This is a genomic window from Paenibacillus sp. KS1, assembly GCF_001680695.1.
GTDB classification, from domain to species: Bacteria; Bacillota; Bacilli; order Paenibacillales; family Paenibacillaceae; genus Paenibacillus_B; species Paenibacillus_B suaedae.
This window is the reverse complement of sequence record NZ_MAIS01000038.1, coordinates 37,510-61,102: the sequence shown is the minus strand read 5'-3', so window position 1 is coordinate 61,102 and position 23,593 is coordinate 37,510. Positions and strand designations below refer to the sequence as shown.

Here is a 23,593-nt window from a genome sequence, read left to right as displayed (position 1 = left end):
CTAATGGTAGGCGCTTGCCAGCCCCCATTCAGGACTTTCACCCTAAAGATGACGCCCATGCTGGGCGTACAACAAAAAGAGCTTATCCTCCCGCAAACGGAGGCAAGCTCTTGTATTCGCTTCAATTATGCTTCTACTATAACGGCTGCTGTGCGGTATGCCAGTCCTCTTCATGCGTCAGCATAAACTGCTCTGTCGTCAAGTACAACGATATTGGCGGCTTCTCCTTTAAATAGTGGCGCTGCATGAGCAAATCATAGTGCACCTGGCGATTGCGCGTTCCCGAGATCACGGGAAGATCGTCGTGCTCTTCCAAATAATCGTCAACTGCGGCCTGCACCATATCCAGATAAAGTGGAATATGCTTGTCTTTCTCTTCAAAAATTTCGTACGTATATTGGGACATATAAAATTTCTGATCCGATAATCCACCCAAGTAACGGCGCAGCCGCTTCAAATCAATACTTTGATCGCTTAACATGAGGGATGTGCGTTTAATTTCATTCGGCATATCCTTCTCGTATTGAAGCACCGCCCTGCGGACATCTGCCAACGTCACATGCTCCTTGTCCACTGCTGGAAAAGAATCCTTCTTGTTCCGCTTCAGCCATTGTGTCAGCCAACACATATCAGATCCCACCTTTCTGCTTCCTTGAATGTGGAGAGATGGAAGCAGGAAATCATGTATCCGCTTACATGTATATTATAACATAGTATTCCCTATTTCGACACTCGAGCTTTGCCATGTTCCGATTCGTCTTTGTATAGGGATATCAACGTTGCTCCTTTTCGCTCAAAATCGGATGTAATGATGCGATCTTACAAATATTACATATTCATGAATATGGGGGTGTTACTTCTGTCACCTTACACAAGTAAGCTATTCGATTGGCGGAACTGCCATCGTGAAGAGTCGAATTCGGATCCTTCCCGAACTCGACTCTTTTGGTTCATCATTACCCACCATCCTTCGAATCATCAGGGCATATCCTTTGCATTCGTGTCTTATGTTGTGCTTCCAGTTGAAAATGGGGGTATCATACCTTTGAGAATAAATAGCACAATTCGTTTTCAGTCCACCGATTAAATGAACCCTTGAAAAGCTTAATTTTGAATTCCGTACATAACAAGCTATGTTATAATTAAAGTGTATAAGAATGTAAAATATTCAATCTTTTTAAAATGTGTTGTGCAATGATTCGACTATTTTCTTCATTGAACATCGAGTAGTGATCACCTGCTACTGAGATAACCTCTAGTTTTGAAACAATGCTGTTCCAATTATATAGTGAGATTCGTTGATCGCCTACATGCTTAGGAACTGCCTTGAACATCATCAACTCCTGCTCAAGATACTCTGGTTCATAATTTTGATTTGCCAGTACATTTGACTTGTAAACATGGAATAAACTTTCCATGCCTGAATAGGAAAAGGAGTATGGAATAATTCCTTTACTTTTCGCAAGTTCTAATAGAGTTGACAAGGTATAGTTCGAATCATTCACTGAATCAATCCACTCTAAATTATTCTCCTGTCCAAAATTAGATATCGTTTCCATAATAAATTTATGAATCAACTGGCTCTCAGAAAAGGCTTTATGGCAAACATTTTTAAAATAATACGTATCAAATAACGCGAGCAGTTGAATATCCTCACCAATAGCTTTCATTTGCTGTGCAACTTCGAACGCAATCATACCGCCTATAGACCAGCCCGCGAGATAATAAGGGCCTTTAGCTTGACTATCTCTTATCGCAATTACATATTTTCTAGCCATTTCTTTGATGTTATCTATCGGGTTTAGCGCATCCATAACTCCTTGCGCTTGAATACCTATAACTGATATCCCATCTAAGCACTTAGCTAAGTGCTGATACGTGTACACCATTCCGCTCACAGGGTGGATAACAAACAGTTTTGGACTGTTAACCTGTTGATTTAATGGAACTAAAAATGAGTGTTTTACCGTGCCTTTTGACCGTATTACGTCAGCAAGATGTGAAATTGTACATTCTTGAAGTAAAGATGCAGGTGGTATTTCCACATTGAATTCATTTCTAATTTCTGAGATCAATTGTATTAAAAGTAAGGAATGCCCTCCTATACTAAAAAAATTGCTATTCACACTCACATGATCGACTTGAATCAGCTTTTCCCATATCATACTTAATCTTAATTCGATGTTATCTCTAGCAACCTGTGGCAGCAAAGTTTCATCATAGTATGATCCGTATAATGTATCTAACAAAGAAGTGTCTACTATTCCATCCTCTGTATAGGGAAAGGACGGAACTATTGATATGGAATGAGGAATCATGTAAATCGGCAATCGCCCTTTTAGCCAGCTGAATAGATCAGCAATTGACAATGGATAAATGTTCATAGGTAAGATGTACGCACACACTTCGTTTAATTGATCTTCATTGCTAACAATTATTTTAGCATTTATGATATGAGGATGACTTATTAATACATTCTCGATTGCATAAATGTCCAACTGATATCCGTATAAGGAGTATATCTCATTTTTTCTCCCCTTGTATTGGAGCAAGCCATCGCTACTCAAACGCACAAGATCCCCTGTTTTATATAGCTTACTTCCATTTTCTAATGCATACGGATTCGGAACAAAACATTCTGCCGTTAATCTAGGTTGGTTTAAATATCCTCGTCCAACGCCAGAACCACCAATGTACATCTCTCCGATTACCCCTCGGGGCACTGGCTCCATATTTGTACCTAGCACATAAATTTCTACGTTTAGCGGCGGTTTTCCCAAAGGCAACAGAGCAGAATATGCTTCTTCACTTACAGATACATGGTGAAATAACGCCGTAGGCACCTCTGTCTTCCTATATTCGACAACTAATTTTAACCCTGAAATCATATTTTTTATTTTTAAGATGAGTTCCGTGTGTACAAGCTCACCGCTTAAAATGAATCCTTGACGTGGCATTATAAAGCCACCCCTATTTACCTCTTCAGCCAGAAGTGATGGACTCATTTTTAGCCAATCTATATCGGCAGTTCTAAACGAATAAGTATTAGAGAGATGAATTTGGCCACCGCTCATCAGAGCAGGAAACATCAAGGATTGAATAATGCTTTCTGCACCTGGGTGTTTTACAACATAATGTTCTTCTGGACTTAAACCTACTCCAGTAATCGTGCTCGTGCAATAATTCATTAGCTGACCATGATCCACCTGAATTGCTTTCGTTTGATCCAGCGAGTGAAATGAATAAGCGACACATGCCAAACTTTTGGAATCTATATGCAGTTTAGGATTAGCATCACTGTACAACGTAATCATCGTTTTGTAACTATCAAGCAAAATATGCTCTATAGTTTCGTTAAAAATGGCATGCAAATTCGAGCAAGTAATTATTAATTTCATACCTGTATCATGGGCAATTTCCATGATTCTGCCTGCTGGCCACGATGGATTAACGACTACATAGGCAGCGCCTGCTTTGATAATTCCAATAAGAGTAGATACCAGCTCTATAGATAAATCTAGATGTACTCCTATTATACCTTCCGCTTTAACGCCCTTCATAATTAAGCAATTCGCAATTTGGTTGGCGCTTTTATTCAGCTCATCATAAGTAATGCAGTTGTCGCCATATATAACAGCGATGGATTTCGGTGAAACCTTCACTCGCTCTTCGAAAGATTTAATAAATGTGCAAATTTCCGTTGTAGCTTCGTTACGACTTAACTCAATAAGGCAGTTCTCTTCCTCCCTAGACATTAACGAAAGTTCTGAAATCCTGCTCGTATTGTGCTGTAAAGAACTGCTCAATAGATGTTGAAAATGAGCAATAAATTGTTCAATATAATGGTCATCGAAAATATCGCTGTTGTAACGCATAACCCCAATGAGACCATCTTTATCTAACTGTATCGTAACAGTCAGATCGAACTTGGATCCGAGCACATCAAATTCATAAGGCTCCACTTGCACATTTTCAAGTTTAATATCAGCTGCTGGAGTGTTGTTAAAGCTAAACATAACCTGAAATAACGGAAATCTGCTTACATCATGTATTGGTCTAACTTTCTCAACAATTTTGTCAAATGGCACATCTTGATTCGAGTATGCCTCCAGCGACGTTTGCTTTACCTGCTCTAAAACATCTAAGAAGGTCATATCGTGTGTGATGGTTGTTCTTAATACGAGTGTGTTTACGAAAAAGCCGAGTACTTTCTCTAGGTCTTCGGTTGATCGCCCAGCGATTGGTGTGCCCACAATAATATCGCTCTGTCCTGTATAGCGATGCAGTAAAACTTTAAATGAGGAGAGTACAATCATAAATGGAGTTAATCCAGTCTGCTTCACTGTAGTTTGAATTAAGTCGTATACTTTTGGATCAACTGAAAACTGTTGAACCTTTCCACGCGATGTAAGTGTCGTCGGGCGCTGCTTATCTGTCTCTAGATTGAGTACATGCAGTTCCCCAGATAACTTGTTTGTCCAATAATTGAGTTGCTGCTCATATTTCTGTTCCTTTATCAAATGCTCGTTTTGCCAATAGCAATAATCTAAATAACGGAAAGGCAATTGCTCTAGCTGTGCTTCCCTACTGTGTACATATGCGTTGTACAGCTCAGTTAATTCTTTTAACAAGATGGAAATAGACCATCCATCCGAAATAATATGATGCATATTAATAAGGAAAATCCATTCTTCTAGGCCTAAGTAGATAAGATGAAACCGAATCAGTGGACCTATCGATAGGTCAAACTTATGCTGTAAGAGCTCCTGAATAATGTTCTTGATATTACGCTTGCCTTCACCATTAATGAGAATGAGCTTAAGCTTGTCATTCATCACTGGATGAATGACCTGCTCTGGTTGCCCATCACCTTGGATATGAAATGTTGTTCTCAACAAATCATGACGTTTCACCAAACATTGTATCGATTTTTCTAACTCGTTAGTAAGGAGCGTTCCTTTCATATGTAGAACAAGAGGAATATTGTTCGGTGATGCTGTGAGTTCCATGTGTTCAATGTACCATAATCTTTTTTGAGAAAAAGATAACGGCCCCGTTACCACTCTCTCATCTCCCATACCAATTTGTACTATTGGTCTATGAGAAAAGTCGTTTACATGATTTGAAATATAATGAGACAGTTCTTTAATGGTATGGTGCTCAAATAATATCCTTAAGGGAAGCTCCATATTTAATTGTGAACGTATACGAGAAATAACTTGCGTAGCAAGAAGAGAATGTCCGCCCACATCAAAAAAGGATTGGTTTACTCCTAAACGTACTAATCCCAATACTTCACACCAAATTTGTGCCATAGTTTTTTCTAGCTCTGTTTGCGGTTCGTCATCCGCTTCTACACACTCAAATGAGCGTTCTGGATCAGGAAGTGCTGCACGATTGACTTTTCCATTAGGAAGTAAAGGGATCTCTTGCAATTCAGACCAAAAGCTAGGGATCATATAACGTGGAAGTAGGGTTGCTACGTATCCCTTTAGTTCTTCAATGGTCAAACTGTTCGCTGGTCTAATCGTATAATAAGCTACCAAAAACTTTATATACTTTCTCTCCTGAACTAAGACAAATACATCTTGAATCGCACGATGGGACATAATGACCGATTCGATCTCAGAAAGTTCGATTCGATAACCTCGGATTTTCACTTGCTTGTCCAATCTACCATAGTAATTTAAATTACCATCTTCTCTAAACGAAACCATATCACCCGTTTTATACAATATCGATTGCTCTGGCGCAATTGGCAACTGAACAAAACTATCTCGCGTTAAATCTTCCCGATTCATGTATCCGTTAGAAACTGCTTGACCAGCTACGTAAAGCTCGCCTTTCACACCAATTGGTACCATATGCTGATATTTATCCAGCACGTATAGACCAACATTATTTATGGATGCCCCGATAGGTGGAATATCCTCCCACTCCTGAGTCAGTTGGGGCATCATATATTCGGTAACGACGTGTGTCTCTGATGGGCCGTAGTGATTATGCAATGTGCAATTAGGAATATTGTGAAAAAATTGACGAATTTTTTGATTAATGAGTAATTGCTCTCCTGCAGTAACTACATTTTTCAAGCTAAATCGCTCTTTACGTTCTAATACACAAGTTTCCGCCAGCTGATTCAAAGCGACGAACGGCATAAATATTCGCTCAACACGCTTCGATATGATTATATCAGCAAGCACAGAGAAATCATCTCTGTCTTCGTTGCGAATTAATATTAATGTCCCCCCTAAATATAGGGTGCTAAATATTTCTTGGAAGGCAACATCAAAACTAATCGTCGTAAACTGGAGTGTTCGACACGGCTCACCTAAAGTAGGATGCTCCTTGTGCCATTCTAGCAAGTTCACAAGTACTTGGTGAGGCATTGCAATTCCTTTAGGTTTGCCTGTTGAGCCAGACGTATAAATTACATAGGCTAAATCTTCCGGCAATACATCCGTTTCATACTTGTCCACTCTCAAATGCTGTAGAACATCTAGATGATTAAATGGGACAACTTGATTTTTATATGAAGGAATGATGTTTGGAACATCTAGATTCGTAACAATCAGTTGAATATTAGATTCCGATATCATATATTCTAAGCGCTCTGTAGGGTATCCCGGATCAATTGGTACATAAGCACAGCCTGCTTTTAAAATTCCCAACAAAGCCACAATCATTTCTACAGATCTATCCATTAATATGCCAATTAGCTGGTTTCTTTCACAAATAAACGAACTAATATAATGGGCAAACTGATTCGAATAATTATAAATTTCTTTATAAGTTAGTGCTACCTCGCCGTGAACAATGGCAATCGATTCACTATAATGTATACATGATATTAAATCATGTACACATTTAGTCATCGCTACAACAGGCTGATTCATTCCCCACTGCTTTAATTGGAGCAGCTCTGCTTCTGTAAGCATCGAAAATTGGGCCATAGGTGCCTCTGGAGCTTGGAACAATTGCGTAAGGAGCAACTCATAATGTTGAATCATTCTCTCAATCGTACTTGCTTTGAATATATCTGTGTTGTATTGAATATGAATCTGGTGCTCGTCCATCGCTTTTTGCACGGTAAAAGTGATGTCAAATTTAGAAGTTTGCGTATCTAATTGCATCGGAGCGATTTGAAGGTCCTGCATATGAATGTGTTCATTATCCGACGATTGAAAAATAAACATGACTTGGAATAATGGATTTAAGTTGCTGTTACGGTCTGGATGTATTTCTTCTACAATTTTTTCAAAAGGGACGTCTTGATTTTCATAAGCTTTTAATGAAGTCTCCCTTATTTGATCAAGAAGACTGCGGAATGACAGCTCCCCTGCCAAATGACTTCGAATGACGATTGTATTAGCAAAAAAACCGATGATTCCTTTTGTCTCTGTCTTATTGCGATTAGCAATTGGAGTGCCGATTGTTATATCATCCTGTCCCGAATACCGGCTAAGCAACACTTTAAGCACACTTAAATAAGACATAAACAACGTGTAATTGTGTTCTTCTGCATACAAATTGACCATTTTCGAAATGGCATTCGGCAAGGTATACCTAACCGTATCTCCTCTATAAGAGGGAACCACAGGTCTTGTGTAGTCTGTCGGTAGTGAGAGCGATTCTACTCCCAGTAGTTGCTGCTTCCAATAGTTCAGCCCACTTGTAATCTGCTCACCCGTTAGCCACTCTGTCTGCCATGTTGAAAAATCAGCATACTGAAATGGAAGTTCTCGTTCCAATGAAGAACCTGAGACAGAGCTATTATAAAAATCAGTTAATTCCTTCATAAAAACACCGATCGACCAACCATCAACGGCAATGTGATGGAAACTAGCAAGGAAAATGTGCTCTTGTTCCTTTAACTTTAGGATGCAAAATCGAACAGGCACATCTTCACTTAGGTCGAAAGGAGTTCTCGCTTTCTGCTCTAAAATGGAATCAGCTTGTTGGAGAATGGTTTCGGATTCGCTAGCAGATAAATCGATTAATTCAACCTCAAAAGGGCAATAACGATCTCGGACTTGCATAGGAATTCCATCTTTAGCTACAATTCGAGTTCGTAAACTATCATGGCGCTTCACAATTTCATTTAAAGCCATAACAAAACAAGGATAGTGAAAACTCCCTATTAACCTTAAAACAAAAGGAATATTATAAAATGAATGATCAGGATTTAATTGATTGACAAACCACAATCTCTTTTGTGCAAATGAAAGAGGCAGCTGTTGAGAATCATCATTCATGTTTTTAATTAGTGACGACTTTTGTTCATTATGAATGTGCTCTTTATTGCTCTCTTTCTTAAGTAATCGCTGTAACAATAACGAGCGCTTTTCATAGGACAAATCACCCAATTTTGAAGACATCCGAATTCGTCACCTCCAATCATTGCTACTTAAATGCAACAAAGTCACCCATTACTAAACAATCTATGTTGGATTTTAAGAACGTATTAACTGCATTTTGAGGTGTACAAACAATCGGTTCATTATCATTGAACGATGTGTTAAGTATCATTGGAACTCCTGTTAATAGAGCAAACTCATGAATTAATTGATAGTATCGTTTGTTTATTTCAGGTTTAACGGTTTGCACTCTGCTAGTTCCGTCAATATGAACGATAGCCGGAGTTTTTTCTGGATATTTAGAGCTATAATTGACCAACATAAAGTCAGATGCACTGCATGCATGAGAAACTTCGTACCACTCATGCAATTGATCAGCTAGTATACTTGGGGCAAAAGGTCTGAAGTCTTCCCTATGTTTAACAATAAGATTTATCTTATCTCTCATTTCCGGGCTTCTTGGATCTGCTATCAAACTACGGTTCCCAAGCGCTCTCGGCCCAAACTCCATAGCTCCTTGGAACCAGCCTATAATCTTCTGCTCACATAATAACTGAGCAACATATTTCTCGATCGAATCCTTTCGCTCATAAGTCAAGCCAGCTTGCTGCAGAGCCAGCTCATATTGAGTATCACTAAAACTTGGTCCATAGTAAGGATGTGTAATTTCAAATCTAGGCGTGTGATTTAAATGTTCGTGCCAAACTAATTGGGCAGCACCAACAGCAGTTCCAGCATCATGTGCAGCCATATGAATATATAAATCAGCGTATAAACCTTCTTCAACAATCGATCCATTCGCCACGCAATTAAGGGCAACGCCTCCAGCTAAACATAAGTTGTCCATACCAGTGCTAATTTTAAAATATCGAATCATATGCAGTAATATTTTTTCGGTCACTTTTTGCAATGCATATGCAATATTTTGATGTACAGCCGTTACTTGCTCGTTCGCCCCACGACGTTTTGTGTTAAATGAATTCTCTAGCTCAGAGTAATCTTCTATGCGGAATTTCATGATGTTATTATCAATAGAAAATTTCCCATCCGGCAATATATGAACAATCTTGTTTAAGGCAGCAATAATTTTATCATCAGCACGTCCATACGTTGCCAACCCCATGAGTTTGCATGCATCATACTCTGAAAACCCTAAATATTTGCACATTTTTTCCCATAGAAAACCAATTGAATTCGGATAATTGATTTCTTCTTTAACTAGCAAACGTTCGCCTTTTCCTATTGCAAACATCGTAGAGGCACTTTCTCCGATTCCATCTACTACTAGAATTGCGGCCTCTTCAAATGGTGAACCATAGTAACTCGATGCAGCATGACTTAAATGATGTGAGATCCATTTAAATTCACCATGAAAGCCCATTTGCATGAGCTTATCAGGTATTTGATTTATTTTATCGTAAAAAAATTTTTCACCATCTTCGCTACCCCACCCGCCAGCTTCAACAAAATCCGCATGCTTGGCATTGTCCAATCTATTTTCCGGCAAAAATGAGCAAGCTACCCACTCTACTTCATCGATTTTAATGCCTGCTTGCTCCAAGCAATATTCAATAGCTTGAATCGGTAATACATCTGGATTATCGATCTCGGCAGGCTTTCCGTGCTTAACTCGGTTGAATCGTTCTTCTTCAACAGCTGCAATCAAACGTCCATCTTTCAAAATAGCAGCTGATGATTCATGATATACACAATTTATACCTAAAATATACATTTTTGTCATACCACCTTTTTAGAGAGATAAGATTAAACAACGTACACTTCCGCCACTCTTTTTGAACTCACTCATGTCGGTTTTAATAACCTCGTAACCATAATGATTCAGCTTTTCTTCCAGCTCCGTCGTACAGTTATCCATAATCAATTTGTTGCCTATCGGAATGTTGTTACATACAAAGAATTCTTTTGCATCCTGTTCGGTGCATTCAATTCTTCTCTCGTACGTTTGGCGCAAATACTCTAAACTCTCATCAGTAAATGCAGAAGGGTAATAGAGCACTGTATTTTCATCAATTAAGGCAATTGCAAGGCCCAAATGGTAAAAACCATCGTCCTTTAAATGCAACACCCCTCGTAAGTTAAGATCAGGATATACTTTAAGCACATAGTCTAGCGCTTCCTTAGAAGAACGTTGACCGTAACCGTATAGCACTTCTTTATTAAACCAAACAACATCTCCCAATCCTTCAAATGCAATATTATCTGGGATTGTGTGACATTCCAATCCATTCTTATACATCCATTCCATATAGTGCGGCACTTCAACTGCTCTTTCTGCATGACGGAAATTACTTGCTAAAAATTTGTTGTCGCATACGATACCAGCATCACCAATAAAGGTCATATCAGGACAACCCTCAGCAGGATCTAGCAGCACGATCTCTATTCCAAGGCTCTCTAATACACGATAAGCATAATTCCACTGTTCCTCTGCCTTCTCTTTGTTTACCTTATTGTTTACATCCATATACGGATTGATTGAGTATTCAATATCAAAATACGTTGGCTTGCACATCAAAACTTTTGTAATAATCATGTAAAATCACCCTTCTGTATATTTATTTTCAAATAACTTTCCAAGCCGCCATTTCTTTGATCAGAGTAGACATCTGTTTACGTTCGATTTCGATTCGCACCTCCTTGTTCAAATCTACGAAATTCAAGGACATGAGGCTGTTCGCACCAATCATAAATGCTTTGAATTGTTCTAAAGTTACCCCTTTGCCTAACAAATAAGGGATTATCCAAAAATCAAACGACCATTGCGGCAGCCATTGTGAATCCTCGATTTCTTGCTGCAATCTTTCAAGGTAATCCATCGCCTGCCCACTATTAAGTGTCGCATGCCGCCAAACAAATCCTTCTCCTGAAATATCATATTTCTCGCGTTGGGCATCAATTTTTGTACCTTTTTCGCAATACCACAATTGCGCCCTAAAATAGTCCATTTTGGTTTCTTTAATAAAATTTGTTGTTTCAAGCAGCGTTTCTTCTGATTCTCCGGGAAATCCAGCGATAAATGAGCCAAATGTAAGAATCCCGTGTTTTTTCAAAGTTTTAATTCCTTGGCTGTACTTCTCTATCGTGGCTGCTTTATTCATATTTTTCAGAATCGACGGTGCCCCTGATTCGATACCTAGAAACACACCTTTACAACCACTTTCAGCCATTAACTCAATAGCTTCTTCATCCGCATTTGCGCATCGGAAATAGGAGAACCAATTAAAGTTATATTGCTTTCTTATCATCAGCCGGCATATTTCTTTGAATCTTTCAATCGGCACATTGAAAGTGTCGTCAATAAATACCACATTCGATACGTTGCCTAACTTTTTAATAGAATCCAGTTCTAACTCGACTGTTGTTATATCTGTTAGTGTCAACTTTCCCGCTCTAGTCGGGTAATTACAAAAAGCACAGTTAAAGGCACAACTTCTAGCAGTCCTCGTTTGAATCGTATGTCCGAGACTTTCCTCTTGAAAGTTCATCCAATTAATATAGTTTTCATCTAAGTTGTTGCTCTCGGGTTCGACATGGGTCGTTATCAAGTCCCCATTTTCAAAAAAAGCAAGATTCGGCACACTACTAAGATTGCCCTTTTCTTTTAAGCATCCTATAACTTTTGTCAGTGTTAATTCACCTTGCGATTCCACCACGTAAATATCTGCACCGATATCTTCAAGCGCTATCTCAAAACCTTCCTTATCATAATTTCGAAAATGATTAAGAATGAGGGGCCCACCCACAACAATTTTGACATTCTGATTATGCTCACGAATGAAGTTAACCATCTCAATGACAGGAAAATTGAGTACATAAAATGTAGTCGTAATTCCAATAACTAAGGGATTCATTGACAAATATTGAATCAATTTATCTTTCTCATATTGGAACAAATTAACATGGCGTCCTTTTACCCCTTTGTTATATAAATGATTCGACAAATAAACGGCGGCTAAGTTCGGAATCTCCCCCGATACAAACATGTCACGTTTCTGAGCAGAATTCGGAAATGCTTGTTTATAGACATAATTCATCAGATCAATGTAATTCAACTTTTGTCCATCTACCTCTACAAAGCTAAATTTCAGATCACGGTATGCCTCGGAATCTTTCCCATAATTCGATAACATTTGCTCATATGATGAAAATGAGGGCTCATTATATCCAATTAATATGTAGTCCAGTTGATCTCTTTCCAATTCAATCCCTCCACCACTCCGAACTTACGTTTCAATTCCTTCGATTTCATTCATTAACAGGAGTAATTCTTCATCTGAAATATCTGAAAACTTATGATTTACAATCGTTTGAATTAAAAAGTGAATCGTTAAAGATTGGAATACTTCATGCAACGGTATATTCACGTTAAATTTCTCATTTAATCTGGACAACATCATTGTCGCTAATAAAGAATGACCTCCCAGCTTGAAGAAATTATCGTAAATACCGATGCTTTCAGGCGCAATATTTAAAATGGATCCCCATATTTGCGAAACCTGAATTTCTTCTGGAGATAAAGCAACTGTTTTCTTTTTTTCACGTTGATTAAGCTTTGGATAGCTGCTTAATTTTTTTCTATCAACTTTCAAGTTCGGAAGCCGTGGAATCGAAGCGATTTCGATAATAGATGTAGGCACCATATAATCAGGCAACTTTAAACGCAAGAACGATACTATCTCCGCTTCCTCATATGAAGCTCCCTCCTGGAGCACAACATGAGCCAGAATATGCTTCTGATTCTGCTGATTATCTACTATAGATGCCACACACTCTTTTATACTGTCGTGAGAGTGTAAAGCTATTTCAATCTCTTCTAATTCAATGCGGAACCCGCGAATCTTTACTTGAAGATCATTGCGGCCAAGATGCTCGATGTTGCCATCCACAAGATATCTCCCTTTATCCCCTGTCTTGTACATACGTTCTCCATGTAAGCTGAATGGATTAGGAACAAATCGAGCAGCAGTTAAACTTGGATTTAAGTGGTACCCCATGGCTACACCATGTCCCGCAATATAAATTTCTCCTTGAGCTCCTATTGGAACAGGGTTGAACTCATCATCTAAAATATATACATCTGTGTTCGCTATCGGACGGCCTATCGGAACGCTGTTATGGTTGTCCTGTTGCACATTTTTCATACCAAACCAAATGCTTGCAACTGTTGTCTCAGTTGGTCCATACACATTGTAAAATGTACGGTTGTTGCTCCACTTAACAGCAAGTTTATGTTGGCATCTTTCCCCACCTGTTGCTATCGTTCGAAGTGACGGAACATCCTCTGGCTCCAACATTTCCAAAATAATTGGAGGCAAATCACCAAATTCCACTTCATTTTTACAAATCATCTCTTTGAGATCAGAAATCATAATCTGCTCTTCTCTAGATACGATACATAACGTAGCACCAGATAACAAAGCAGAGAAAATTTGATATACGGAGGCATCAAAGCTTATCGTTGCAAATTGACAAACGCGACTGTTATGCTGAATTCCAAATTCTTCGATAGCTGCTAAGGTAACATTAATCACGTTACTATGATTCACTAATACTCCATTTGGAACCCCAGTTGAACCCGAAGTATAGATGATATAAGCAGAATCGATACCTGTAACCAGAGCGTCCAGATTCCCTTCCAATTGAATACCGATCCGATCAATGTCGTCTAAATACATCAATGGAACCTGACTCGGAATATGCAACAATCCAAATGAAGCATGATCGGTCACTAGACAGTCTAAGTTTGCATTTTCAATGATTGTCGTCAGACGATCCGATGGTTGCAATGGATCTAACGGTACGTAAGCTGCACCGCATTTCAGAACAGCTAACATGCCTACTATCATCTCAATCGAGCGATTCACACAAAGACCAACATAACTGCCTCGCTTAATATGATTTTGTTGTAATTGACGAGCAATTCGATTTGCCGTATCGTTTAACTCTTTATAAGTCATTTGTTGCTCTTTAAATGTAAGTGCAATGCTGTCCGGATAATTTTCAGCTTGCTGCTCGAACAACCCATGAATAGTATGTTCCTTGTCTGGCTGCTTAGTGACTCCTGAACGCCATTTATCCAATGTTTGCTGTTCATGTTCTGACAGTATTGATATTTGTGATAGTGGATTTTCTGGGTATTTCACAATGTCCCCGAGTAAAGAAATGTAATTATGTAACATTCTTACGATACTATCTGCTTCATACAAATCTGTACTATATTCAATGACGGCAGACAATTTGCTATCGGAAGATTCAATAATAAGCAAGGTTAAATCAACCTTGGATGTCGACCATTCATACATAAATGGTTGAACCGCAAGCTCTCCAAGCTTAAAGTTCGCCACTTGATCATTCTGATACGTAAACGCAACTTGGTATAACGCATTATGACTTGAGCTCCGCTCTGGACAAATTGCTGCGACAATTTTTTCAAACGGATAATCCTGATTTTGAAATGCATCAAGTGTAGTCGCTCTAATGTCATTTAACAAAGATGTGAACGGGGTATGAGATGCGCATGTTGAACGAATAACAATTGTGTTAACAAAGAAACCAAATATCGAATTCAGTTCTTGATTATCTCGTCCCGAAACAGGAACACCGACTAAAATATCGGATTGCTTAGAGTAGCTGTACAGCAACACATGGAATGCGGATAACAAAGTGATGAAATTGGAGACACCATGAGCTCGACTCATTTCTTTTACACTTTGTGCAAGCTCGACAGGAAAATCTAGTCGCTTTGTTCCTCCTCGGAAGCTTGGAAATGGTTGTCTTTGACGATCTGTGGGTAACTCGAGAACGGAAGGCGCATCCCTCAGTTGTGCCTTCCAATAATCTAGTTGCGATTTCATTTCACCACTATCCATCCACTGTCTCTGCCACAGGCTATAATCAGCATACTGAAGTGGACTATCTAACTCGATATCTTCTTGTTCTATATAAGCCGTATAGTAACGCTCTAACTCTTCTAATAACAAAGAGATTGACCAACCATCTGCAATGATATGATGCATGACTACACACAACACAAACTTGTTTTCGTCTGTTTTTATCAAAGTAATTCTTATTAGAGGACCATCTTCCAAGGAGAATGGAAGTTGAATTTCTTGTTCTACTAGATTTTGAACATCGCCTGTTCGAACAGAATCCGCTGAGCCTTCTAATTGAACGTGCTTGATATCAATAGTGATATCTTTTACGCTTTGCACTGCTTTTTCATTACTAATAGGAAATACTGTACGCAAAGCCTCATGTCTTTCTACAACCTGATTGATACTCCATTGCAATGCATCGATTTGGAGTTCCCCCTCTATTTGAACAACTATCGGGAGGTTATAGAAGCAACTTTTCGGACTTAACTGATGCAGAAACCATACTCGTTCTTGAGCAAAAGACATTTCCATCATATTATGATGTTGAACCTTCTGGATCGCTTGCAAAGAGACTGGTTTAGCAGCCCGATTGATGCGAATAATTTCATCAGCTAACTCGTCTACGACTGGATATTTAAATATGGTTCGTAACCCGACCTTTGTTTTGAGCGTCTTACGAATTCGTGAAACCAATTTAGTAACGAGTAGAGAATGGCCTCCCAACTTAAAAAAGTGATCTTTACCCTTTATATTCTTGAGTCCAATAATCTCTTCATATAAACCGCATAATATTTCGATTATATTTGTTCTCTCGGAATAATTGAATTCCGGTAATTGGTCCACACTGTCTGTTTTCTGATAACTGTGCTGTATGTTTTCTAAAGTGAGGTTCAATACATTTCGATCGATTTTTCCGGATGCCGTAAGGGGAATCGAAGCTAGTACAATAATATGTTTGGGAATCATATAATCTGAAAATGCTCTCGTTAAACAACTACGAACTTGTTCTCTTATCAACTTCTCTGGCAGATCGCAATCTTGCTGTGGAACAATAAAAGCTGTTAGCTCATGCTCATAGTTATCCTTTGATTTAGCAAAAATAACAGCTTCATGAACAAAAGACTGCTTCATTAATTCGTGTTTGATTTCATCTGGCTCTACACGATAACCGCGTATCTTAAGCTGATCGTCGGATCTTCCTATAAACTCTAGATTTCCATCAGGCAAGTATTTAACGATATCGCCGGTGTTATATAGACGTTTTGATGTATTCAAAGCATCAAAGTGAACATGTTTAAATCTTTGTTCTGTAAGATCCTTTGCATTGATATAGCCTCTGGCAACTCCTTTACCTTCTACATACAGTGTGCCTGCAATTCCAATCGGTACTGGTTGCATGTTGTCATCTAACACATACAACTTCGAATTGCCCACTGGTGTCCCTAAAGGAGTATTGCCATAGTTGCGTCCTGCATCTTCCAACGTAACTTTATACATAAGCACTCCAACTGTTGTTTCAGATGGACCATAGTGATTATATATGCTGCATGTTTGAGCCTTCTTATGAATATTGCGCACGTACTCCCAAGAAGAAGCTTCTCCCCCGAATATTAATCCATGCTTTGGAAGCAGCTCAACTATGTCCATATTATGTTCTAATGCGCGCAAATGAGAAGGAGTTATTTTCATCCAGTCAATATGATAACTAGAAATATAGCTAGCCAGCTTCTTCGCATCCAAAGCATCATCTTCCAGGATAAGATGCAGGCAACCACCAGATAGTAAAGAGCCATATAGCGCCGTTTTGCAAAAGTCCGTTGTTAATGCTTGCAGTAAAATGTGATGATGACCGGTATGCATACCAAAAAATTGAACGGCAGATCTTACATAGTTAGTGATATTACCGTGTGTAATTTCCACCCCTTTTGGGGCTCCCGTTGATCCGGACGTAAACACGACGTATGCCGTATGATCGATATTACCCACAGATTCAGGATTTTGTTTAGATAAATGCATAGTCTGAGCATGAATCTCGTTCATTTGCATGACTTTCAGATCATGATTAGCGTTTTCAATGACTGCTTGCTCATTCACGATTACAATACGAATTGTAGCGATATCAATCATCGATTGAATGCGATTCCATGGATTCTTCGTGTCTAAAGGCACATATGCTCCGCCTGCTTTTAGCACAGCCAATATACATACAATATAATCTAACGATTTTCGCATATATAAACCGATTTTCGTATCCACACTGACGCCATTTTCTATTAAATAGTGAGCAATCTGATTCGCTTTTTCATTCAATTGCTTAAAGGTTAAAGAGGCCTCACCTAAGACGATAGCGGTTGCATCCGGACTTTGTACAACCTGTTGCTCAAACCATTCATGCAGTAATCGCTCTTCATTAAAACGTTGAGATGATTGTCCCCAATCTAATAGCAGTTTGTTTTTTTCCTGCGTGCTTAATATTGACAATTCGTCAATTGGATCATGATAACGATGTAATACATTCATCACTAAGGCATTAAAATATTCAACTAACCGCTCAATCTCATCCTCTGCGAATAGAGGTGTTGCAAATTGAACTAATAACCGCATGGACTGATCTGTTATGACAAATGAGAATATTAAATCATACTTGGTCGTTTCATTGTAAATAAGCGTTGCTTCCGTACTCAAGCCATTAAAAAGCACATCCGATGGTTCATGTTGCATCCCATACATTACATTAAACAAGGCTGAATCTCTGGATTGCCCAAACTCTTTTGCTATCACTTCTATAGGAACATCCTGGTTTGACAATGTTTCAAGGAAGCCATCCCGGACTTGATGGATGAGTTCGCAAAATGGAGGATTTCTAGATAAATCGCTTCGGTATAGGGTCGTATTCACAAAACAACCCATCATATGGTCTAAACTTTGATTTGTTCTTGCAGTTATTGGAGATCCCAATACGATGTCTGTCGTGCCTGTATATTTGTAAATTAACAGGTTAACCAAAGTTAATACGGCAACATTTAATGTAACTTTTTCCTTTTGGCTTATTTCCAAGATTGCATTGTATACATCTGACGGTATATCCTTGGATATTTTTTTGCCGTTCCTATTTTCAGTTATTCGATTCTCAGAATGGCCAGCAAATGAAATAGCGTCAGGAATATTCGCCAGCTTATTTTTCCAAAATTGAAGCTGATTTTGGAGTTTTGGTGATGATATGCGCTTGCTCTCCCATACGGAGTAATCTGTGTAGCGTAATTTCAGTTCAGGCAATTCCGGTGTCTGGTTTGAACAAAAATCATTGTATGCAGATGCTAACTCTCGCATAAAGATTCCGGTCGAAGTACCATCTGAAATAATATGATGTACGATATAAAAGAGTACATGTTCCTGGTCACTAATTTTAATTAATTTAATCCGAAATGGTGGATCGTTAACGAGATCAAAAGGTTGGTTAGCTTCCTCAAGGGCGTATTGGTTAATAGTTTCCTGTTGATCCCCGTGCAGATGGGAAAGATCAACGATTGGAAGTTCAAATTTAACTTCATCCAAATATTGCTGATAAGGGATATGATCCACTTCATGGAATCTCAATCTTAAAACTTGCTGACGATCAATCAACAATTGTATAGCCTTTGTTAAAGCTTCAATTTGCAGCTCGCCATTTAACCGTACGCTAATCAAGGCATCATTAAAAATAGGAGTGCCTAAATTTAATTTTTCAACAAACCACATCCCTTGTTGTGCATAAGACAGCGGATATTTCCCGTCATCAGATATAAAAGTATCTAATTTAATTTCATCTTGCTGCACCTGCTCAATTTCCAAGCGCAGCAATTCAATTAACTTCTCCCTCTGCTCTACGGAAAGCTCATCAATCCGATTGTCTGACTCTCTCATATCCTCACCTCGTCAAGACAGTATTCAGAACTTTTGTTAGCCTTCTAATTTATTCAACAGTTTGTTTAATACTTCAACATCGATACCGGACAATTGATATTTGTAGATATACGCTGCCTGTTTCTCGATAGTTGGTGCTTCAAAAATAGTTCTCATAGATACACCAACTTTGAAAACTTCATTGATGCGGTTTACTAATCGGATAGCCAACAAGGAATGGCCGCCAATGATAAAGAAGTTGTCGTATATATCCAACTGCTTTCTATTTAAAATTTCACACCATATTTGTTCCAGTTTTGACTCTGTCGCCGTTCTCGGCCTATTGTTTAGGCAGTCCATTTCTTCTGCAAAATCCCATTTTTTCAATGCAGCCATATCAATCTTTCCACTACTTAATAGTGGTAATTTATCCACATAGACCAGATGAGTTGGAACAAATGCTCCTGGCAGCCTTTCAGACAGAAACTCAATGATTTCTTTTTTGTCCTTGCGTGCATCACCTTGTTGTAAGACGATAAATGCAGATAAAATCGGTTGTTCCTGTTCGTCATATATAATCGTAACTACAGCTTTTTCTATAGCCTCATAACGAAGCAGCACATTCTCAATCTCTCCAGATTCAATACGGTGACCCCGTATTTTCACTTGATTATCACTTCTGCCAAGTAATTCAATACTTCCACAAGCATGAAAACGTGCGAGATCCCCCGTTCTATACACCTTGGTATATCCTTCATTATTCATCTTAAGATTGATAAATTTACTGTTCGTTAATTCAATATTATTTAAATACCCTGTTGCGACTCCCATTCCTCCAATACAAAGCTCTCCAACTACACCAATTGGAAGTAGGTTCAAGTTACTGTCGACAATGTAGAATTGAGTATTAGCAACAGGCTTTCCAACTAGGATTGTACTATCCTTGCTGTCGATTGCTTGTACAGAGGACCATACAGTCGTTTCAGTCGGTCCATACATATTGTAGACGTTAATTGTAGAAAACCTTTCGTATATACGATCCTTGAGATGCACACTCAATCGTTCTCCTCCCAAAAGAACTGTCTTTAAGGAAGACCTACTAACGGATCGATTCATTCCGGACAATACGATTTCCATAAGAGAAGGTGTACATTGCATGATTGTTACGTCATGCTTGTGAATGAGCTCCTCTAGTGAATAAGGTTCTTTTTGAACGATGCATTTCTGCCGCAGCAGATTTAGATGTTCCAAGTGTTCAATAATTTGTTCTTTTTCAATTCCAAAGTCAATCAAACAACAAATCTCATTAACTCCAATTGCTTTAAGCTCGCGAACAATGTTAGTGCAATGCGCAACATCCCCAAGCAATCCATTCTGTTCAAAATAAACATCAGCAGCTCGGTTCCATCTCATTTGCTCCATCTCTTCACCTGACGGATTGGAGTACGCTACATGTTCCATTTTTTTAATCAAATTTGCTGATGATTGCAAATAGCGCTTTACAGGTTCATAAGCTATAGCACGAACTTGCTCATTGGATTCACCAACAAATGTGTGCATCATTAATGAAATCTTATGATCTTTTGGATTATGCCCGTGTTCGATTAAAGCTTTATGATACAACTGAATATGATGTTCGAGCTGTTGGATCGATTGTCCAATAAGATGCGTCAATACGTTGGCTCCGATACGCCCAGCTTGTATATACGTATCCGCTGATCCGCTAGTCGTTACCCATACAGGCAATTCCTTCTGAATCGGTACAGGCTGCACCTTCAAACTGACATTGCGGCCTTCACCATTTATACAATCCCATTCTTCTCCCCTCCATATACTTTTAATACGAGGGATATAATCAATCAACACATCCGCACGATCCTGAAAATGGTCTGGATTAAAGACAAAATCATCAGGATGCCAACCGGATGCAAAAGAAATCCCTACTCTTCCATTTGAAATATTGTCTACAACTGACCATTCTTCAACAACCCTGAACGGATGATGCAAGGGTAATACAACACTGCCTGCTCTAATGCTGATACGATTCGTAATCATTGCCAATGCTGCCCCTACTACCGATGGGTTTGGAAACAATCCCCCGAACTCATCAAAATGACGTTCTGGCATCCACACTGCCGTGAACTTATTCTGATCCGCATATTTTGTTGCTTCAAAAATCAAATTGTATTGTTCTTGTCCCAAATTCGATAAAGAGGAAAAAAAGGATAGACTAAAATCTATTGGACTCTTTTTGTCTGTGTCGTCTATTCGATTTGCCTTCCTGAACATCGCTTCATCTGAAGCAATTATGACTTTTGCCCCTTGAGACAACGGCCATAGCAACTCCAATATGGAGATATCGAAACCAATACTTGTGACCGCTAGCACCGTATCATTTGGACCACACTTTATTTTTTGTTGCATTGCGACAAAAAAGTTTAATATGTTTCCGTGACTGATTTGCACCCCTTTGGGCTGCCCAGTTGAGCCAGACGTATAGATTACATAAGCCTGGTCTTTCAACGACACTTTATTGGAGGGGTCACAGAAATCGTCATCTTCGTTAATATTTTCGAGGCTTAAAATGGTCAGCTCACGAGATACCGCTAATTTCTTAAGCCCAGTTTGTGAAACTACTACTGAAAGACCCGAATCTTCAATCATACCATTCAAACGGTGAACTGGAATTGTTGGATCAAGCGGGAGATACTTTCCTCCCGCCTTTAGCACCCCAAGCATCCCTGCGATCATCTCATCCGAACGTTCTAAATAAATACCAACTATCGTATCTAATGTCACGCCTGAATTTCTCAATACAACAGCAATTTGATTCGCTCGATGGTTTAAGTCTTTGTAAGTAACTTGACGATCCTCAAATACGACTGCAATTGCGTCAGGAGTTAAATTAACTTGTGCTTCGATAAGTTGATGGATACATTTTTCCGGCAATGACATATCGGTTGCATTCCACTCATCTAGCATCAGAACTTTTTCGTCCTGTGTAAGCATGTCAAGTTCAGTAATAGGGATATCAAGATGAGAAATTCCCGAATTTAGCAAGATACAATAATGCTTTAACATTTGAGATACAATCTCGTTCGTAAATAAATCAAAGCTGTATTCACATTCCAAAATTAGCTCATTGCCTCGACGATCAATGGTAAACGATAAATCGTATTTTACGATTCCCGTATCTACTTTACTTACAGTGCAGTTCGTTGCATGAAATAAATCATGTTGTGGTTCATTATTTAAATACGTATATAGCACTTGAAAAATTGGACTATAACTCAAATCTCTGGTCGGGTTAATTGCCTCAACAACTTTTTCAAAAGGGCACTCGCTATGCTCATATGCGGATAACATCGTTTCTTTCACATCATGCAGCAAAGACCTGAAAGTTTGATAATCAGACATGCTTGTGCGCAATGCAATATTATTCATAAATAAGCCAATAATTTGTTCTGTATCTGGATGATTGCGATTGAGCATAGTAGAGCCTATAACGATATCCTTTTGACCTGTATATCTGTACAATAGCGCAATTAAGGCACTTTTCGTCACCATATATGGTGTCGCCATCGCCGCTTTGCAAACGCTTTGAATTTTGGCAACTATGTGCGACGGAATCTTGATCTCTTGCTTCGCACCTTTACTTGTTCTATTTTTAGGCCTCGTTCCGATTGCAGATAGATTCAACAATGGTGGTGCATCTTGTAGTGCATCTACCCAGTAGTTCAATTGCGACTGAAAACCGTCATCTTGCATGTACTCTCTTTGCCAGATGGAATATTGCGAATACGTAGGTCCACCAGTAGATAACGTACAGCGCTTCTGAGCTACTAATAAAAGATATAACTCACTCAATTCCTGGAAAAACATAGACATGGACTGAGCATCACTAATGATATGATGAATAGCAACGATTACAGCAGACTCATGTTCAGCGATTTTTACAAAACCGACCCGAAACAATGGGCCTTCGGATAAATTAAAGGGCTTAAGCGCCATCGCACGAGCCATATCATTCAATTTTTTTTGAAGATCGTCTTTATTGTCCCATGATGGTTCGAACTGTTGAATATCTATTGGCAGTGAATCCAATACACGTTGATAGACTTTGTCCGATTCCGTGTATAATACGGTTCTTAAACTTTCGTGCCTTTCCGCAAGCAACACAATACTTTGTTGTAAATAGCTAAAGTTCAACAAAGTGTTTAAATGCAGGATGAAACCCTCATTATATATCGGCGTTTCTGGGTGTAGCTGCTCCATAAACCAAATTCTTTCCTGTGCAAATGATAGCGGAAGCTTTTCTGCTGACTGTGTAGATGCAGATTCACCTGATTGCTTGTTGACTTTCTCATCTTGTTTTAAACCTTGTATCGTGTCTATAAGATCTGAATCATTCGGCATCAGTATCAAACCTCTTCATGGATAGTATTTGACCCAACCTCT

General features: G+C 38.9%; 7 protein-coding genes. All 7 read right to left on the bottom strand.

Features of this window, described 5'->3' with window-relative positions; translation table 11 throughout:
* Positions 1 to 136 precede the first annotated feature (136 nt).
* The 7 genes from BBG47_RS14475 to BBG47_RS14445 all read right to left on the bottom strand — a co-directional run bounded on the left by BBG47_RS14475 (position 137) and on the right by BBG47_RS14445 (position 23,551).
* A complete protein-coding gene (locus tag BBG47_RS14475) occupies positions 137 to 628 on the bottom strand; it encodes a DUF3939 domain-containing protein (protein WP_065292272.1) in 492 nt (163 codons plus the stop codon).
* A 514-nt stretch (positions 629 to 1,142) separates the two neighbouring features.
* The gene (locus BBG47_RS14470) at positions 1,143 to 8,378 is read right to left on the bottom strand and encodes an amino acid adenylation domain-containing protein (RefSeq protein ID WP_065292271.1); all 7,236 of its coding nucleotides are present in this window, start codon (positions 8,376 to 8,378) and stop codon (positions 1,143 to 1,145) included.
* 25 nt (positions 8,379 to 8,403) lie between these two features.
* Positions 8,404 to 10,089: a carbamoyltransferase family protein gene (locus BBG47_RS14465; protein WP_065292270.1), complete on the bottom strand. Its 1,686-nt coding sequence runs from the start codon at positions 10,087 to 10,089 to the stop codon at positions 8,404 to 8,406.
* A gap of 18 nt (positions 10,090 to 10,107) precedes the next feature.
* Complete coding sequence (locus BBG47_RS14460; RefSeq protein ID WP_083189305.1) at positions 10,108 to 10,911, bottom strand: dimethylarginine dimethylaminohydrolase family protein; 804 nt, start codon at positions 10,909 to 10,911, stop codon at positions 10,108 to 10,110.
* Positions 10,912 to 10,939: 28 nt separating this feature from the next.
* On the bottom strand, positions 10,940 to 12,577 hold the full coding sequence (locus tag BBG47_RS14455) for a PhpK family radical SAM P-methyltransferase (protein ID WP_065292269.1): 1,638 nt from the start codon (positions 12,575 to 12,577) through the stop codon (positions 10,940 to 10,942).
* A 24-nt stretch (positions 12,578 to 12,601) separates the two neighbouring features.
* Complete coding sequence (locus BBG47_RS14450; RefSeq protein ID WP_065292268.1) at positions 12,602 to 19,156, bottom strand: non-ribosomal peptide synthetase; 6,555 nt, start codon at positions 19,154 to 19,156, stop codon at positions 12,602 to 12,604.
* 36 nt (positions 19,157 to 19,192) lie between these two features.
* On the bottom strand, positions 19,193 to 23,551 hold the full coding sequence (locus BBG47_RS14445; protein ID WP_065292267.1) for a MupA/Atu3671 family FMN-dependent luciferase-like monooxygenase: 4,359 nt from the start codon (positions 23,549 to 23,551) through the stop codon (positions 19,193 to 19,195).
* Positions 23,552 to 23,593: the final 42 nt, after the last annotated feature.